15 protein-coding genes are annotated in these 16,782 nt (G+C 59.4%); 14 read left to right on the top strand and 1 reads right to left on the bottom strand.

What is annotated here, in order from left to right; genetic code table 11:
* Positions 1-9: 9 nt before the first annotated feature.
* The 13 genes from M2427_RS30275 (at position 10) to M2427_RS30215 (ending at position 14,863) form a co-directional block, all read left to right on the top strand.
* Positions 10-1,668: an acetolactate synthase large subunit gene (locus M2427_RS30275; RefSeq protein WP_280710544.1), complete on the top strand. Its 1,659-nt coding sequence runs from the start codon at positions 10-12 to the stop codon at positions 1,666-1,668.
* 63 nt (positions 1,669-1,731) lie between these two features.
* A complete protein-coding gene (locus tag M2427_RS30270; RefSeq protein ID WP_280710543.1) occupies positions 1,732-2,100 on the top strand; it encodes a phasin family protein in 369 nt (122 codons plus the stop codon).
* Positions 2,101-2,138: 38 nt separating this feature from the next.
* A complete protein-coding gene (acs, locus tag M2427_RS30265; protein ID WP_280710542.1) occupies positions 2,139-4,181 on the top strand; it encodes an acetate--CoA ligase in 2,043 nt (680 codons plus the stop codon).
* Entirely contained in the window at positions 4,178-4,705 is a 528-nt protein-coding gene (ppa, locus tag M2427_RS30260) for an inorganic diphosphatase (protein WP_280710541.1), read from the top strand. The genes acs and ppa overlap by 4 nt, the downstream gene beginning before the upstream one ends.
* 22 nt (positions 4,706-4,727) lie before the next feature.
* Positions 4,728-5,342, top strand: a complete 615-nt coding sequence (locus M2427_RS30255; RefSeq protein ID WP_280710540.1) for an adenylate kinase — start codon at positions 4,728-4,730, stop codon at positions 5,340-5,342.
* On the top strand, positions 5,339-6,511 hold the full coding sequence (locus tag M2427_RS30250) for an iron-containing alcohol dehydrogenase (protein WP_280710539.1): 1,173 nt from the start codon (positions 5,339-5,341) through the stop codon (positions 6,509-6,511). The genes M2427_RS30255 and M2427_RS30250 overlap by 4 nt, the downstream gene beginning before the upstream one ends.
* 54 nt (positions 6,512-6,565) lie before the next feature.
* Positions 6,566-7,240 (top strand): poly(R)-hydroxyalkanoic acid synthase subunit PhaE, encoded by a 675-nt coding sequence (locus M2427_RS30245; protein WP_280710538.1) that lies wholly within the window; start codon positions 6,566-6,568, stop codon positions 7,238-7,240.
* Positions 7,237-8,358 (top strand): class III poly(R)-hydroxyalkanoic acid synthase subunit PhaC, encoded by a 1,122-nt coding sequence (gene phaC, locus M2427_RS30240; RefSeq protein WP_280710537.1) that lies wholly within the window; start codon positions 7,237-7,239, stop codon positions 8,356-8,358. Before M2427_RS30245 ends, phaC begins: the two co-directional genes overlap by 4 nt.
* On the top strand, positions 8,358-10,280 hold the full coding sequence (locus M2427_RS30235; protein WP_280710536.1) for a CoA-transferase: 1,923 nt from the start codon (positions 8,358-8,360) through the stop codon (positions 10,278-10,280). The genes phaC and M2427_RS30235 overlap by 1 nt, the downstream gene beginning before the upstream one ends.
* Positions 10,281-10,284: 4 nt before the next feature.
* A complete protein-coding gene (locus tag M2427_RS30230; RefSeq protein WP_280710535.1) occupies positions 10,285-11,232 on the top strand; it encodes an alpha/beta hydrolase in 948 nt (315 codons plus the stop codon).
* 69 nt (positions 11,233-11,301) lie between these two features.
* Positions 11,302-12,765 carry an NADP-dependent succinate-semialdehyde dehydrogenase gene (gabD, locus tag M2427_RS30225; RefSeq protein ID WP_280710534.1) on the top strand — a complete coding sequence of 488 codons (1,464 nt, stop codon included), beginning with the start codon at positions 11,302-11,304 and terminating at the stop codon, positions 12,763-12,765.
* Positions 12,766-13,057: 292 nt separating this feature from the next.
* On the top strand, positions 13,058-13,729 hold the full coding sequence (locus M2427_RS30220; RefSeq protein ID WP_280710533.1) for a hypothetical protein: 672 nt from the start codon (positions 13,058-13,060) through the stop codon (positions 13,727-13,729).
* Between the two features lie 48 nt (positions 13,730-13,777).
* Complete coding sequence (locus M2427_RS30215) at positions 13,778-14,863, top strand: IS630 family transposase (protein WP_280710532.1); 1,086 nt, start codon at positions 13,778-13,780, stop codon at positions 14,861-14,863.
* A 260-nt stretch (positions 14,864-15,123) separates the two neighbouring features.
* On the opposite strand, the gene flgB is transcribed toward M2427_RS30215, so the two are convergent.
* Complete coding sequence (flgB, locus tag M2427_RS30210; protein WP_280710531.1) at positions 15,124-15,531, bottom strand: flagellar basal body rod protein FlgB; 408 nt, start codon at positions 15,529-15,531, stop codon at positions 15,124-15,126.
* Between the two features lie 669 nt (positions 15,532-16,200).
* Between flgB and M2427_RS30205 the strand changes: the two genes are divergently transcribed.
* Positions 16,201-16,725: a hypothetical protein gene (locus M2427_RS30205; RefSeq protein WP_348521956.1), complete on the top strand. Its 525-nt coding sequence runs from the start codon at positions 16,201-16,203 to the stop codon at positions 16,723-16,725.
* Positions 16,726-16,782: the final 57 nt, after the last annotated feature.

Below are 16,782 nucleotides of genomic sequence, written 5' to 3'. Positions count from 1 at the left end.
GAGAACGAAATGCCAAAGGGATCAGATTTATTGGTCGCCGCACTCGAGAACGAGGGCGTCGACCGGATTTTCGGGGTTCCCGGCGAGGAAAACCTGGATGTCGTGGAAAGCCTGCGCAATTCGTCGATCAAGCTGATCCTGACACGGCATGAGCAGGGCGCGGCCTTCATGGCCGCGACATACGGCCGGCTGACCGGCAAGCCCGGGGTGTGCATCACCACGCTCGGTCCGGGTGCATTGAACCTCACGACCGGTGCGGCCTATGCGCTGCTCGGTGCCATGCCGATGATCATGCTCACCGGCCAGAAGGGCATCATGAGCAGTCGGCAAGCAAAATTCCAGATTGTCGATGTCGTCAGCGCTTTCAAGCCGCTGACCAAGCTCTCACTCCAGATCGTCAGTACGAGCAGCATTCCGACCATCGTTCGCGATGCCTTCCGGATTGCCATGGAAGAGCGGCCGGGTCCGGTCCTGCTGGAATTGCCTGAGGACATCGCGGGCGAGGAAGCAGAAGACGTCGCGATGGTGGCGCAACACCCGATCGAAATTCCGGTCGCGCATCGTGCCTCGCTGGACCGCGCCGCTGAAATGATCCTCAAGGCCAAGCGGCCATTGATCATGCTCGGCGCCGCTGCGTCCCGGCCCCGCAGCACGGCAGGCATCGGCGGATTTGTCCGCCGTACGCAAATCCCGTTCTTCACGACACAGATGGGGAAGGGAACCGTACCCGGAGGTGGCAACCTCTATATGGGAACGGCTGCGCTCAGCGAAAGAGACTACGTGCATGAGGCCGTTGATCGTGCCGATCTGATCATCGCTATCGGTCACGACACGATCGAGAAACCGCCGTTTATCATGGGCCCGAAGGGTCCCCTGGTGATCCACGTCAGCTACACGCCTGCCAATGTGGAGCGGGTTTACTTTCCGCAATGCGAAGTCGTTGGTGATGTCGGGCCGAGCCTGGAACTACTGGCCGATCGCGTCGAGGGACGACTGCACAACGCCGGGGCTTTGCTCGGCCTTCGCGAAGGCATTTTGAAACGCCTTTCCGACCGGGCTACCGAGGATCGGTGGCCGCCGACCCCGCAGCGCATCGTGCACGATGTACGAAAAGTCATTCCCGAGGACGGCATCGTTGCCCTCGACAACGGGATGTACAAAATCTGGTTCGCGCGCAACTACCGGACCTATGTGGCGAACACGCTGCTGCTGGACAATGCGCTGGCGACAATGGGCGCCGGGTTGCCGTCCGCCATGATGGCGGCGATGCTGTATCCCGAGCGGCGGGTGCTCGCGGTCTGCGGCGATGGCGGCTTCATGATGAATTCGCAGGAAATGGAAACCGCGGTTCGTCTCAAGCTCAATCTCGTCGTGCTGATCCTGGAAGATTCGGCCTACGGCATGATCCGCTGGAAGCAGGCGGTGGATAGTTTCCCGGATTTCGGCCTGACGTTCGGCAATCCCGATTTCGTCAAATACGCCGAGAGCTATGGCGCCAAAGGTTCACGCGTCGAAGGCACGGCGTCTTTGATCCCGACGCTCGAAAACGCGTTCAAAGGCGGCGGCGTGCACCTTGTCGTGGTTCCCATTGATTACACCGAAAATACCCGCGTGTTGGTGGATGAGCTTCGCGAGAAGCTGAAACAGGTCGTCGCACCGGACGCGTGAGCAATCGTCGTACAGACTCTACTGAAGTCGCCGAAGTCGCAAACGCTGGAAATGGAGAGTGCCATGAGTGAGCAGATCAACGAGCAAGCCGAGAAGATGCGCGAAATGGCGCAAACCACACTCGATAAGGCCAAGGAGGCCGTGTCGAACTACATGACGGAATCCCAGAAGCTGAGGGAGAAGGCCGATTCCGGCGTTCGCGCAACTTATTCAAGCGCGAAAGAGATGAATGAAAAGGCGGTGGCGTTCGCCGAAGCCAATGTGGCTGCCGGGTTCGAACTTGCGCAAAAGCTGTTGCATGCGAAAGACCCGCAGGAAATGGGCGCTGTCTATCAAAGCCACCTCAAGGAACAGATGGAAAAAATGAATGCGCAGTTTCGTGAGCTTGGAAGTGCAATGAGCCAACCGGCGGCGGTTGACCTGAATAAATAGAACGGGTCGGGCCAAAGCGAAGCTCCCATCGTTCGAATATGGAACGCTGCCTGCGCTCGCTTGGAGCGTGGACGGTAACGGCATCATCTGTTCGTCGAGGAGGCTCCAGAGTGAGCACGGAAAAGTCAGACACACAGATCTATGACGTGTCGCCGGAGTGGGCTGAACACGCTCACGTCGATGCGTCGAAGTACAAAGAAATGTACGAGTTTTCTGCGTCTGCGCCCGAAGAGTTTTGGGGGTATCATGGCAAGCGAATAGACTGGATCAAACCCTTCACCAAGGTGAAGAACACCTGTTTCGAGCCCGGCAAGGTTTCGATCAAATGGTTCGAGGACGGCATCACAAATGTGTCGGCGAACTGCATCGACCGGCACCTCGCTGAGCGTGCCGACCAGGTGGCGATCATCTGGGAGAGCGACGATCCCGGCGAATCGAAGAAGATCACTTACCGGCAGCTGCACGATCAGGTCTGCCGCCTTGCGAATGTGCTGAAAAATCACGGCGTGAAGAAGGGCGATACGGTCACAATCTATCTGCCCATGGTCCCGGAAGCTGCCTACGCCATGCTGGCTTGCGCGCGGATCGGGGCAGTCCATTCCATCGTGTTCGGCGGGTTCTCGCCGGATGCGCTGGCCGGACGCATCGAAGGCTGCAAGTCCAAAGTCGTGATTACCGCTGACGAAGGTTTGCGCGGTGGTCGCAAGGTGCCGTTAAAGGTCAATGCCGACGAGGCGGCCAGGAAAGCAGCCGGCATCGTGAAGACCATGATCGTGGTCAAGCGCTCCGGCGGTCCGATCGACTGGGTCGATGGCCGCGACGTCTGGTACGGCGATGAAACGGCAAAGGTATCCAACAAGTGTCGGTTCGCCGAAATGAACGCGGAGGACCCGCTGTTCATCCTCTACACGTCGGGCTCAACGGGTGCCCCAAAGGGCGTCGTCCACACCACCGGCGGCTATCTCGTCTTTGCGTCAATGACGCATCAGTATGTATTCGACTATCACGATGGCGACATCTACTGGTGCACGGCCGACGTCGGCTGGGTCACCGGCCACAGCTACATCGTCTATGGGCCGCTGGCCAACGGCGCGACCACGCTGATGTTCGAGGGTATCCCGAACTATCCGTCAATGTCGCGGTTTTGGGATGTCGTCGACAAGCACAAGGTCAACATCTTCTATACCGCGCCGACCGCGATCCGCTCGTTGATGGGCGCGGGCGAAGGACCGGTCAAGCAGACCAGCCGTGCGTCGTTGCGGCTGCTTGGCTCGGTCGGCGAACCCATCAATCCGGAAGCCTGGGAATGGTATCACCGCGTCGTCGGAGACGGGCGCTGCCCGATCGTCGATACCTGGTGGCAAACCGAGACCGGCGGCATTCTGATCTCGCCGCTTCCCGGCGCGACAGCCCTGAAGCCGGGGTCGGCAACCCTGCCGTTTTTCGGTGTGATGCCGGAAGTGGTGGATGCAAGTGGCGCCGTGCTGACGGGTGCATGCGAAGGTAACCTCGTCATTGCCGACTCCTGGCCGGGCCAGATGCGCACGGTCTATGGCGACCACGAGCGGTTCATGCAGACCTATTTTGCGACCTACAAGGGCAAATATTTCACCGGTGATGGCTGCCGTCGCGATGCGGACGGATATTACTGGATCACCGGCCGCGTCGATGACGTCATCAACGTGTCCGGCCATCGCATGGGGACCGCCGAAGTTGAAAGCGCGCTGGTCGCTCATCAAAAGGTCTCCGAAGCCGCCGTCGTCGGCTTTCCACACGATATCAAGGGGCAGGGCATCTACGCTTACGTCACCTTGATGGCGGATGCGGAGCCATCCGGGGAGTTGCGCAAGGAGCTGGTGGCCTGGGTGCGCAAGGAGATCGGCCCGATCGCAGCACCCGATGTCATCCAGTTCGCCCCGGGCCTGCCTAAGACCCGCTCCGGAAAGATCATGCGCCGCATCCTGCGCAAGATCGCAGAGAATGAGGTTGGCGCCCTTGGTGACACTTCTACGCTCGCCGATCCGGCCGTGGTCGACGACCTGATCAAGAACCGGCACGGGCAAAAGGCGGCGTTGAAATGAATATCGAGGCGATTGCGATCGGCGACAATCCGCCTGAAGACGTCAATGTCATCATTGAAGTTCCGATCGGCGGCGAGCCGATCAAATACGAGATGAACAAGGCGGCAGGGGCGCTGTTTGTCGATCGTTTCCTGTACACGCCGATGCGCTATCCCGGAAATTACGGCTTCGTTCCGCATACCCTTTCGGATGATGGCGATCCGATCGACGTCCTGGTGGCGAATTCACGGCCCATTGTGCCGGGCGCGGTGATCAATGTCCGGCCGATCGGCGTGCTCAAGATGGATGACGAGGGCGGGGGTGATGAGAAGATCATTGCCGTGCCGATGCCGAAACTGACGATGCGCTACGCCCACGTCACCGGGATAGCCGACATGCCGCAAATCACGATCGAGCAGATCCAGCACTTCTTTGAACACTACAAGGACCTGGAGCCGGGGAAGTGGGTGAAGGTGATCGGCTGGGGCGACAGCACCGAAGCGCGCCAGCTTATCGTTGATGCAATCGAGCGGGCAAAGAATTGAAATCCATACATGGGGAATTGAGATGAGACTGGTTCTGTTGGGGCCGCCAGGCGCAGGCAAGGGTACGCAGGCAACGAGAATCGTTACTCGATTTGCCATCCCGCAATTGTCGACCGGCGACATGCTGCGCGAGGCGGTCGCGGAAGGCACGGCTGCGGGACTGCGCGTCAAGCACATCATGGATCGCGGCGAACTGGTGCCCGATGATGTCGTGGTGTCGGTCATCGCCAACCGGATCGACCATTCGGATGCGGCAAGCGGCTTTATCCTTGACGGCTTTCCGCGGACGGTCGCGCAGGCCGAAGCGCTCGATCAGGAACTCACCACCCGAGGTATCAAGCTCGATGCGGTGCTCGAGTTGGAAGTCGACGAAGATGCGCTGCTCGACCGCATCAGGGGCCGCGCCGAAGAAGCGGCAAGCAGAGGCGAGCCCGTGCGCCGCGACGACAATCCCGAGGTCTTCAAGACCCGGCTCGACGTCTACCGCGAACAAACCGCACCCGTCACCGAATACTACCGGTCGCAAGGGCTGCTCAATGTCGTCGACGGTTTGCAGCCGATCGACGTCGTGACCAAAGAACTCACTGCCGCGCTTGCCGCTTTGCCGTCCGATCAGAACAGGAGTGATGTCAGATGAAAGCTTTCACCTTTCAGGCGCCGCCCAACATCCTGTTCGAGGCAGGCGCGTCGAAAAAGCTGGCCGAGCTGGTTGCAGGATACGGCGCCAAGCGTGTCCTGCTGGTCACCGACAAGGGAGTGCGCAACGCGGGTCTGACGAAAAATGCCGAAGCAGGCCTCGTCGCTGATGGTTGCGAACTCACGGTATTCGACGATGTGGAGGCGGATCCGCCGTCGCATATCATCGAGCGGGCAGTCGCGCTTTGCCGCGACAAGGAAATCGAACTGGTCGCCTCGATCGGAGGCGGCAGTGCGCTCGATACCGCGAAGCTGGTGGCTTATCTGGCCAAAACCCCTGATCGCCTCGACGATATTTATGGCGTCGGCCTTGCCAAGGGTGAACGCCTTCCGCTGTTGCTGGCGCCGACGACGGCCGGCACCGGCTCGGAAGTGACGCCGATTGCGATCGTCACGACGCCGACGACAGAAAAGAAGGGCGTTGTCTCGCCCAAATTGCTGCCGGATTGGGCGATCCTTGATCCGGAGTTGACGCTTGGCTTGCCCGCCCACGTCACGGCTGCGACCGGCATCGACGCCATGGTGCACGCGATCGAGGCCTATACCAGCAAGCACAGGAAAAATCCGATGTCAGACCAGCTCGCACGGCAGGCCCTTGCCTTGCTGTCGGCTAACGTCCGCACGGTTTGCGCCGACGGCTCGAACCTCGAGGCGCGCTCGCAGATGCTGCTCGGTTCGATGCTCGCCGGGATGGCCTTCGCCAATTCGCCGGTCGCCGCGGTCCATGCGCTCGCCTATCCGATCGGCGCGATATTCCACGTGCCGCATGGCTTGTCGAACGCCCTGGTCCTGACGCAGGTGCTGCGCTTCAATTTACCGGAAGCGGAAGGGCTCTACGCCGAGCTGGCGCCGATCGTCGATCCCAAGTCGGAGGGAATGAACGTCAGCCAGCGGGCGCGGCTGTTCGTCGACGCCATCGCGGCGATTTGCCGGGATTGCAACGTGCCGGCGTCGCTTGCGGATGTCGGCATCGCAAGGAGCGACCTGAAGAAGCTCGCCGAGGATGCGATGAAGCAGACGCGGCTTCTCGTCAACAATCCACGCGAAGTCAGCTTCGATGATGCCCTGGCGATCTACACGGAAGCTTTCGGAAACCGGGCCGCCGCCTGATCGAAGCGATGGTTGGAATTCGCTTTTGAGCGAAGTTCCAGTGTGAGGAGCACGATGAGCGAGAGAGACAAATCGCCTGCCGCGGATGCCGAGCCCGCGCTTGAATGGGCGAAGCTGTGGCAGACGATGGCCGAATCCTCGAACCGCATGGCCGAGGCGTGGTCGGGTTCGATGGCCCCATTCATGCTGGCTCGTTTGTCGGAGAAGCCCGGCGGTTTCGGCGATGGCAACGAACTGTCTGCTACCATCGAGCGGATGGCGCAGGGGCCGCGGCTTGCCGATGTCTGGGACATCGACCGGAAAATGGCGCTGGTCTTTGGCGCCTGGATCGAGATGCGCCAGCGGCTTGCGAGTTACAATGCGGTCGCCTCCGCGCCGTGGGCGGAGGCCTCGAAACGGTTTTTTGAGGCAATGTCCTCGACGGGTACGACCGAGACGCCGGCGCCGGATTGGCGTGAGGCGTTTGCCAAGTGGAGCGCGATATCGAATGAGGAATTGATTCGGAACCAACGCACGGACGGCTTTCTCCAGGCCCAGAAGGAGCTGTTACAGGCCGGATTACAGTTGCGAAGCCGGCAGGATGACGTCGCGGAGGCGGCCTCGGCGATGTTCGGTCTGCCCAGCCGCAAGGATTTCGATGACGTAACGCGCCAGTTGACCGAGTTGCGTCGTGAGGTCCGTGCGCTCGGCCGTCAGGCGCGAGACCGGAAGATCGAAGGCCCGCTATGAGCGATCAGGAGAACCAAGCCTCGCGTTTCGCCCGTGACATGGCGTCAAACGCCGAAAAAATGTTCAAGGCGACGCAGCTCATCGCCAATACGAGAGATGAGGATGTGAGCATCGGCACGACGCCGAAGCATCTCGTGATGCGCCGCGACAAGGTGGAGTTGTTCCGTTACGAGCCTATGGCGGAAGCGACGGCGAAGACGCCCGTACTTCTGGCCTACGGCCTGATCGGACGATACACCATGGCTGATCTTCAGCCCGATCGCTCATTGGTGCGCAGCCTGCTGTCGAAGGGCCTTGATCTCTGGCTGATCGACTGGGGCCAACCGAGCCGGGCCGAACGGTGGCTCAGCATCGACGACTACGTCGACGACTACATCGATGCCGCCGTCGATCGCATCGCCCAGGAGACGGGGCACGACAAGGTGACGCTACTCGGTATCTGCGAAGGCGGTGTCTTTACGACGTGCTATGCTGCCTTGCATCCGGAGAAGGTGAAGAACCTCGTCATCACCATCACCCCGATCGATTTTCATGCCGACGTCAAGGACAAGGCCGCGCATCACGGTTTTCTGAACGTTTGGACCCGCAGCCTCGACTCCGAGGATATCGACAAGCTGGTCGATACCTACGGCGTGCTGCCCGGCGAATTCATGAGCTCGGTGTTTTCGATGATGACGCCGATGCGCTCGTTGACGAAATACAATGTCGACCTCATCGACGTCGTCGACGATGAGGCGAAATTCATGAATTTCCTGCGGATGGAGAAGTGGCTGGCGGATCGGCCGCACCATCCCGGTGAGGCGGCGAAACAGTGGCTAAAGGAACTGTATCAAGAAAATCGCCTGGTGGATGGCAGCTTCGTGCTGTCCGGCCGTCAGGTCGACTTGAAGTCCATCACGGCTCCGGTGCTCAATGTCTTCGCGCTGGACGATCACATCATTCCGCCGGACTGCTCGCGCGCGCTTGGCGCGAAGGTTGGCAGCACGGATTATACCGAAATCCCGCTGCCCGGAGGCCATGTCGGCCTGTTCGTCTCGAGTAAATCACAGGGGAAGCTCAGTCAGAGCATTGCCGACTGGCTGGTTGCCCGCGACGCCAAGCCTGAGAGTGTAATCTGATGCGCAACAAGATCGTCGATGCCGCCGAGGCGGTTGCCATCATCCGGTCCGGCGACACCGTCGCCTCGTCCGGCTTCGTCGGCGTCGGAACACCCGACGAAATCATCAAGGCGTTGGAGCGGCGCTTTATCCAGACCGGGGAGCCTCGGGATCTCTCGCTGGTGTTTGCCGCGGCGCCGGGGGATGGCGCCGATCGCGGTCTCAATCGGCTGGCGCATCCCGGATTGATCAAGCGCCTGGTCGGCGGACATTTCGGTCTGGTGCCGAAATTGGCCCGGATGGCGGTCGACAACCACGTTGAGGCCTACAACCTGCCGCTCGGATGCGTCTCGCATCTGTTTCGCGAGATTGCGGGACGCAAGGCCGGTCTTCTTTCAAAGGTCGGCCTTGGAACCTTCGTCGACCCGGCCAATGGCGGGGGAAAGCTGAATGCGCGCACGACCGAGGAATTGGTGCGGCTGATCGAAATCGATGGTGAACCCTGGCTGTTCTACAAGGCGTTTCCGATCAATGTCGCTATTATCAGAGGTACTACAGCCGATCATAACGGCAACATCTCGATGGAAAAGGAGGCGTTGACCCTCGACAATCTGGCGCTGGCCTCCGCTGCCAAGAACTGCAAGGGATTTGTCATTGCCCAGGTCGAGCGTATCGCCGCCTCCGGCTCGCTCAATCCGCGGCACGTCAAGATTCCGAGCGTCCTGATCGATTGCGTTGTTGTCGCTCAGCCTGAAAACCATGTGCAGACTTATGCCACCGGCTACAACGGGGCATTCTCGGGCGAACTGCGCGCGCCGGCCGACCGCAATGTTCCGATGGCGCTCGATAACCGCAAGATCATTGCGCGTCGTTGTGCGCTGGAACTGCCGATGGGCGGCGTCGTCAATCTCGGCATCGGCATGCCCGAAGGCATTGCCTCGGTTGCAGCCGAAGAAAAGCTGTTCGACTTCGTGACGCTGACGGCCGAGCCCGGCATCATCGGGGGCATTCCGCAGGGTGGCCTCGATTTCGGTGCGGCGATCAACGCCGAATCCATCATCGACCAGAACCAGATGTTCGATTTCTACGACGGCGGCGGGCTCGATCTGGCCTGCCTCGGCATGGCCCAGGTCAACGGCCGCGGCGACGTCAATGTCAGCCTGTTCAACGGCCGCCTCGCCGGCGCCGGCGGCTTCATCAACATCTCGCAGAATGCGCGCCGGCTGGTCTTCGCAGGCACCTTCACGACCGGTGGACTCAAGACGTCAGTCGTTGATGGTCAGCTCAAGATCCTCAGCGAGGGCAAATCGGCGAAATTCATCGACAAGGTCGACCAGATCACGTTTTCCGGAAAGCTTGCCGCAACCAACAGGCAGCCGGTTCTCTATGTCACCGAGCGATGCGTGTTCAGGCTCATCCCGGAAGGTCTCGAACTGATCGAGATCGCGCCGGGTGTCGACATGGAGCGCGACATTCTGGCGCTCATGGGTTTTCGGCCCATCATCCGCACGCCGAAAGCCATGGATGCCTCGCTGTTCAGCGAAGCGCTGATGCAGCTTGACGACCGGCTGCTCAACCGGCCGCTGGCGGATCGGCTGTCATACGATGCGGAACGCAACACGTTGTTTCTCGGCCTCGACGGATATCGGGTCCATACCGACGCCGACGTCGAGGTGATCCGGGCCGCGATCCTCGAGCTCTTCCATCGGGTCGGGCACCGCTTCTCGGCCGTTATCAACTACGATTCGTCCTACATCGCGCCCGACATGTCGGACAAATGGTTTTCGATGGCCGCCGAGGTCGAACGAACCTGCTACGACCACGCCTCGCGTTACACCACCTCAGCCTTCATGCGCCTGAAGCTCGGCGACGCGCTGTCTCGCCGCGACGTCGCCCCGCATATTTTCGAGACGTCGGCCGACGCTCACCGACATATCGAATAGGCCGATGAAGCTGCAATCGCCTGAACTGCGCGGAGCCTCAAAAGTATCCGCAGATTGGCCTGAAGGACGGCAGATGGCTCCCGACCGGACCGGAGCGGTGCGCGGACTGACCCGACGCAGCTTCCATCGCATCGCGTTCACGGATTGGGGGCCGGCGTCCGCGGTGCGGCCGGTGCTCTGTGTTCACGGCCTCACTCGGAACGGGCGTGACTTTGATCATCTCGCGATTGCGCTCGCGAAGCGGGGGCGCCGCGTCGTTTGTCCCGACCTGCCGGGCAGGGGACAAAGCGAACGGCTTCAGGACAGCAGCGACTATGTGTTGCCCCAGTATTGCAGAGACATGACGGTATTGATGGCTTCACTGGGCTCAACGGAGGTCGACTGGATCGGCACGTCCCTGGGCGGATTGGTCGGGATGGTTCTGGCGGCGCTTCCGGGTAGCCCGATCCGTCGGATCGTGATCAACGATATCGGACCCTATTTGCCCTGGGCCGGATTGCTTCGCCTCGGCGCCAATCTCAACGATGCGCCAAAGTCTTTCGAGACGATCGAACAGGCCGAAGGCTATTACCGGCGGGTTCTGGCGCCCTTCGGACGATTGGAAGATGCGCACTGGCGGCATCTGACGACGCATAGCGTCGCATGGAGCGTGGAGGGACGCTGCTTCAAGCCGCTTTGCGATCCGAACATTGCCCATGCTTTTCGAAACCCATGGCACTACAGCATAGATCTCTGGAAACACTGGGATGCGATCGACGTCCCCATTCTGGTGATTCGCGGGCAACAATCGGATTTGCTCCTCGAAGCCGTTTTCAAGGACATGATGCGGCGGAATCGCAATGTCGGTCTCCACACCATTGCGGACTGCGGCCATGCGCCGGCTCTGATCGCCGACGACCAGATCGAGGTCGTCACCAAGTTCCTCAGCGGTAACGATCCCGACGCACGCTAAGTGGCCTTACGCTAGTCGTGGACCGACCCACACCTTGCTCATATATCACTCCAACCGGCTGTATTCACGATGACTACGAAACTGACTCTCAAAGATGCGACCTTGTTGCGCGACGCCTGTCTGGTGGCGGGCGAGTGGGTGGCCGCCGATAATGGCGGCACCATTGCGGTCGATAATCCCTCGACCGGTGCCGTGATCGGGCATGTACCCAATATGGGGACGGCCGAGACCAGGCGCGCGATCGAGTTTGCCAATGCATCTCTGCCAGCATGGCGTGGCCGGACCGCGAAAGAGCGCGCGACGATCCTGCGACGCTGGTTCGACCTGATGATGGCGAACCAGGACGATCTCGGCGCCATCATGACGGCGGAGCAGGGCAAGCCGCTCACGGAGGCCAAGGGCGAGATCGCCTACGCTGCAAGCTTCATCGAATGGTTCGGCGAGGAGGGAAAGCGCGTCTATGGCGACACGATTCCGGGCTTTTCGGCCGACCGGCGCATCATCGTGCTGAAGCAGCCGATCGGCGTTTGTGCCGCGATCACGCCGTGGAATTTTCCGGCGGCGATGATTACGCGCAAGGCCGGCCCGGCGCTGGCGGCGGGTTGCACCATGGTCGTCAAGCCGGCAAGCCAGACGCCGCTGACGGCGTTGGCGCTTGCCGTGCTGGCCGAGCGGGCAGGCGTTCCCAAGGGCGTTTTGTCCGTCGTCACTGGCTCGGCATCCGCAATCGGCGGCGAAATGACGTCCAACCCGATCGTGCGAAAAGTTACGTTCACGGGTTCGACCGAAATCGGCAAGAAGCTGATAGTACAGAGCGCATCAACTGTGAAGCGCACGTCGATGGAGCTCGGCGGCAATGCACCCTTCATCGTCTTCGACGATGCGGACATCGATGCCGCAGTCAAGGGCGCGATGGCGTCGAAATACCGTAATGCCGGCCAGACCTGCGTCTGCGTCAATCGCATCCTGGCGCAGGACAAGATCTACGACATGTTTGTCTCGCGTCTGTCCGAGGCAGTTAGCGCGTTCAAGATCGGTGACGGGTTCGAACCAGGCGTGACGATTGGTCCGCTGATCGACATGGTCGCCATCGAGAAAGTTGAAGAGCATGTTTCCGACGCCGTTTCCAAGGGAGCCCGTGTCGTCGTCGGTGGCAAGCGCCACGCGCTTGGCCGTACATTCTTCGAGCCGACGGTGTTGGCGGATGCCACGCCGGACATGTTGATCTTCCGCGAGGAAACCTTCGGCCCGGTCGCACCGGTGTTCCGCTTCAAGACCGAAGAGGAGGCGATCCGTCTTTCGAACGATACCGAGTTCGGCCTTGCGGCCTATTTCTACGGCCGCGATATCGGGCGGGTCTGGCGCGTCGCCGAAGCGCTCGAGTACGGCATTGTCGGAATAAACGAAGGAATCATCTCAACGGAAGTTGCCCCCTTCGGTGGAATCAAGGAAAGCGGCAACGGACGTGAGGGCTCGAAATACGGCATCGAGGACTATCTCGAAATCAAATATCTTTGCATCGGCGGGATATAGGCAGAATATACGCTCGGTGCCAACCTCGTTCGAAGCATCTAGGTGCGCGCGAGCATATTCACCGAAAGGCCGAGACCTGGCATCCCGGCTTCGGGATCTGCGGGGCTCGGCTACCCCCGCGAAAGCGGGTGGAATTGAGCTCGACCACGTAGCCGGATGCGCCCAATCGCGACAGTGTCACAATTGACAGTTGAATGTTAGACCCGGTTGTATGACGACGTGGGCTGTTTTTGGACTGGCGATCGCTATATTGTGCGTCGCACTCTGGTTTCTACTCAAGAGGAACACTGGCGTGCATCGGAAGACATTGCCGCGCATTTTTGAGCTTTACGACCTTATTACAACGCCGCGTCCACCGAGCGCCTATTTTCAGAATTTCGAACAATCGCTGTTAGAGATACCTCAAAAGCTGAAGCAATTCCGGGATATCGAACGGGACTTGCAAGGGCTCGATGCAGACGGCTGGGCATTCCTGAAGAGTGAAGTCGCTCCGTTGTTGGTGGCAAGAGATCCAAAACGAGGTTGGCAAGCACTCTTCGACAAACTCAACCAAGCGAAGGCGTTCAATCATCTAAAGGAGGCGGGATATCAAAACATCCGTTTTGTCCCGCCATCGGCAGTCAGAGGCCAGCAAACCCCTGACCTGCAAGCTGATGGCGCGCTGTGCGAGGTCAAGACGATCAACATTTCTGAGGTCGAGGCGGATCGTAGGGATGGCGGCGGCGTCGGAACCAGTACAGATTGTCTGGACGAAGGCTTCTTCAGGAAACTCTCATCTGATCTTCGCAAAGCGAGAGATCAGATGGCGGCATATGGTGCAGGCGGGTGCACAAAATATATTGCATACGTCATCGTCAATTTCGACGACAGCTTGCACGAATATGCCGACAGGTACCGGCGACAGATCGACCAATTCATTGCAAGCGATCCGGTGCCAGGGTTGAAGGTGGCGCTAGTGTCCTGATCGACAAATCAGTTACATTCTTCCGACCTTTTAAAGCAGGAGGTTGGAATGGCCAAGGGACGTGCTGTCGCGATCGTACTCGACGATGTTGAGAAGCGCGAGTTGACGGCTCTGACGCGCAAGCACGGGGCGCCGCAGGCTCTGGCGGAGCGGGCGCGCATTGTGCTGGTTGCATCGAGCGGGCTCAACAACAAGGAGGTCGCAGCCAAGATCGGTGTCTGCGCTGCGACCGTCGGCACATGGCGCAATCGCTTTGCCGAACGCCGTATGGACGGTCTGTACGACGAACCGCGGCCCGGCGCACCGCGTGAGATTGGCGACGACGAAATCGCGAGCACGATCCGCAAGACGTTGGAGACGAAACCGAGGGGCGGCACGCACTGGAGCCTTAGGAGCATGGCTAAAGAGATTGCTCATGCGCCTTCGACGGTTCATCGCATCTGGCGTCCCTTTGGTCTGCAACCGCACCGCGTCGAGACTTTCAAGCTTTCCACCGATCCGCTGTTCGTCGAGAAAGTGCGCGATATAGTTGGGCTCTACTTGTCGCCGCCCGAACGCGCTATCGTGTTGTGTGTCGATGAGAAAAGCCAGATCCAGGCGCTCGACCGCACGCAACCCTTGTTGCCGATGCGGCCAGGGCAGGCCGAGCGGCATACCCACGATTACAAGCGGCACGGAACGACATCGTTGTTCGCAGCGCTCGATGTCAAAGCGGGCACCATCGTCGGCAAGTGCATGGCCCGCCACCGCGCGAGCGAGTTCCGCAAATTTCTGGATGAGATCGAGCGCAATGTGCCGGCCGACCTCGACGTTCATATCGTCATGGACAACTATGCAACTCACAAAACCAAGCCGATCCGTAACTGGTTCACCAAGCGCCCGCGCTGGCACGTGCACTTCACGCCAACCTCGGCGTCATGGATCAATCAGGTCGAGCGCTTCTTCGCGCTGCTGACCGAGCGCGCCTTGAAACGAGGTGTGTTCCGTTCGGTCGCCGAACTCGAAGAAGCCATCAAGGCATATATCGACGCCACCAATGCTGACCCCAAGCCGTTCCGCTGGACCAAGAACGCCAACGACATCCTGGCCAGCATCCAGCGTTTTTGCCTTCGCACACTCGCTGCAAACACCTAGAATGAAGCGAACTTCAGAATCGGGACACTAGATATCAAGCCGCCCTTCTACACGGCTATGTCGTGATACGATCCCCTTCGAGGGCGGGACTCACGATCCATCTTTGTGGCGCAGCTCCTGCAATGTCTGCGCTGCTACCTTCGTGGCTTTGGCCTCGGGATCGTCGATCCACTCGGGATCCCTGAGAACCGTCTTGAGTTCATCGAAGGACGGGGCCTATAATAGCGAATGCGGCCTTCGTTTTCTTGGTAGCAAGTTGCTCAGCGCTTTCCAACGGCTGTTTTTAACAGATTGAGACTGCGGGTATAAAGCTGAGTTGCGGCGGCATAATCCATCTGGTTTGCGGACACTTTGAGCATCTGACCCTCGAGGTCAACGGCGTTTCCAGCAGGCCTGGTCGCATAACCGCTTTTGTTTTCAACACCGAAACTTCCGCCGCCCCCCGCTGGAGCGACGTGCCTTGCGCTAGTCCGCATCATCGTGACCGGTCCACCTGGGCCGCCGGTCGCCGCGCCATTTCGATCAAATTTCAGCTCCACCAATTCGCGCGGCTTGAAATTGGGAGTGTCGGAATTGGCGACATTTTGTGCTAGGATCCGCTGGCGCTCCTGATGCCACTGCATCTTGGTGCGCAGGGCTGATAAAGTAGAAATGTCGTTGATAGCCATCGCTTGCTCTCGTCCGCCGACGCTATATCGAAGAGGGTAGGCAAAGTTTGCCTAGCTATGGTTAACAAGTGGTTAAGCATTTGCAGTCGCACACGATCAAGCGAGGGCGGGTTGTACCCGGGACGCGTTAAAGACCCTCGCATGCCATAAGCTCGTTCCCTGTTGTTTCCATTTGATTTGCGGTACGCCAATAAATCGACAGATCAAATGTTCCCCAAATCCGTGACTTGTCGTTGCTGACGAAAACGGCTCCTGGTCTGAAGTCAAGCGGCGCGGTGAATGCAGAATTCGCTCGATTGCTCTTGGCGTGCCCAGGCGTTCATCCACAACTTGGAATCCTAGCTGCAGGACCAGTGTTTACGGCAGTTATTCCGTTGTGCGCCATGATGACGGAAGTCATTCATCTGTGCCAACTTTACAATACCTGGAAAGGCCGTCAGTGCTGATTACATCTGCAATCCAGACTTCAACATCAGGTTGGCACGGTGACGCGCTGGTCGCCCGTCAAACACCTAACATCATCTGTGGATGTTCGGTGGTTCCCCCTCGATCACGGATTCCAGGTAGGATCAAGACATTGTGTTGCTGCAAGTTCGTGCACAGCGAAACTTCTGATTTCGGGTCGCTTTTCTTCTTCTCGCGAGTTGAGAAGTGAAAGATGGGTGTTCGATGTGTGCGCAGCCTCCACCTTACCCGAAAAACTGGCGGACCACTCTCGCTTCTGACGCTTTGAGACAATCGCTCGATGCAGCGTTTGCGACGAATGATCTTCAGTATATCTGTCGAGCGGTTGATGCAAGTGTGGTGCGGTACTCCAGCGTGACCGAAATGGCTTGGGCTGCTGGGGTCGACCGTACCACGCTTTATCGCGCTTTCCGCATGGAGAAAGGACCTACGTTGGATACTATGATAAGGGTACTCCGCGTTTTAGGGTTTCAATTAGTGGTGGAGGCGAGAAAGCAAGGCGCAATCAAAATGGGGGCGCCTCCCCTTAAGAAGGGCGCCCACCGCACCAAGAATAAACCGGATGCCGACACCAAAGCGCGCGCTCGTACTTTTACAGCGGCGTTCAGAAGTAGAGACATAGATTTGCTTTTTGATGCGTTCGCTGAAGCTTTGCGCGCGCAAGACAATGTCGCCGCCTTCGCAAGAAAAATGAACCGCCCCGGGATTGCCGGAGGCTCCAACTCTTGAGAAGGTGGAGCCATGACAAGCAAGACGACGAACAAATTCTCACCTGAAGTCCGGACC

It is taken from the genome of Bradyrhizobium sp. BR13661, from assembly GCF_029892425.1.
Classification (GTDB): Bacteria; Pseudomonadota; Alphaproteobacteria; order Rhizobiales; family Xanthobacteraceae; genus Bradyrhizobium.
The sequence above is the reverse complement of the archived record's forward strand: the minus strand, read 5'-3'. Positions and strand labels throughout refer to the sequence as shown.

Coding starts and splice junctions, on each gene's coding strand:
- M2427_RS30275 (WP_280710544.1), top strand. CDS start 10: ATGCCAAAGGGATCAGATTTATTGGTCGCCGCACTCGAGAACGAGGGC.
- M2427_RS30270 (WP_280710543.1), top strand. CDS start 1,732: ATGAGTGAGCAGATCAACGAGCAAGCCGAGAAGATGCGCGAAATGGCG.
- acs (WP_280710542.1), top strand. CDS start 2,139: ATGGAACGCTGCCTGCGCTCGCTTGGAGCGTGGACGGTAACGGCATCA.
- ppa (WP_280710541.1), top strand. CDS start 4,178: ATGAATATCGAGGCGATTGCGATCGGCGACAATCCGCCTGAAGACGTC.
- M2427_RS30255 (WP_280710540.1), top strand. CDS start 4,728: ATGAGACTGGTTCTGTTGGGGCCGCCAGGCGCAGGCAAGGGTACGCAG.
- M2427_RS30250 (WP_280710539.1), top strand. CDS start 5,339: ATGAAAGCTTTCACCTTTCAGGCGCCGCCCAACATCCTGTTCGAGGCA.
- M2427_RS30245 (WP_280710538.1), top strand. CDS start 6,566: ATGAGCGAGAGAGACAAATCGCCTGCCGCGGATGCCGAGCCCGCGCTT.
- phaC (WP_280710537.1), top strand. CDS start 7,237: ATGAGCGATCAGGAGAACCAAGCCTCGCGTTTCGCCCGTGACATGGCG.
- M2427_RS30235 (WP_280710536.1), top strand. CDS start 8,358: ATGCGCAACAAGATCGTCGATGCCGCCGAGGCGGTTGCCATCATCCGG.
- M2427_RS30230 (WP_280710535.1), top strand. CDS start 10,285: ATGAAGCTGCAATCGCCTGAACTGCGCGGAGCCTCAAAAGTATCCGCA.
- gabD (WP_280710534.1), top strand. CDS start 11,302: ATGACTACGAAACTGACTCTCAAAGATGCGACCTTGTTGCGCGACGCC.
- M2427_RS30215 (WP_280710532.1), top strand. CDS start 13,778: ATGGCCAAGGGACGTGCTGTCGCGATCGTACTCGACGATGTTGAGAAG.
- flgB (WP_280710531.1), bottom strand. CDS start 15,531: ATGGCTATCAACGACATTTCTACTTTATCAGCCCTGCGCACCAAGATG.
- M2427_RS30205 (WP_348521956.1), top strand. CDS start 16,201: ATGTGTGCGCAGCCTCCACCTTACCCGAAAAACTGGCGGACCACTCTC.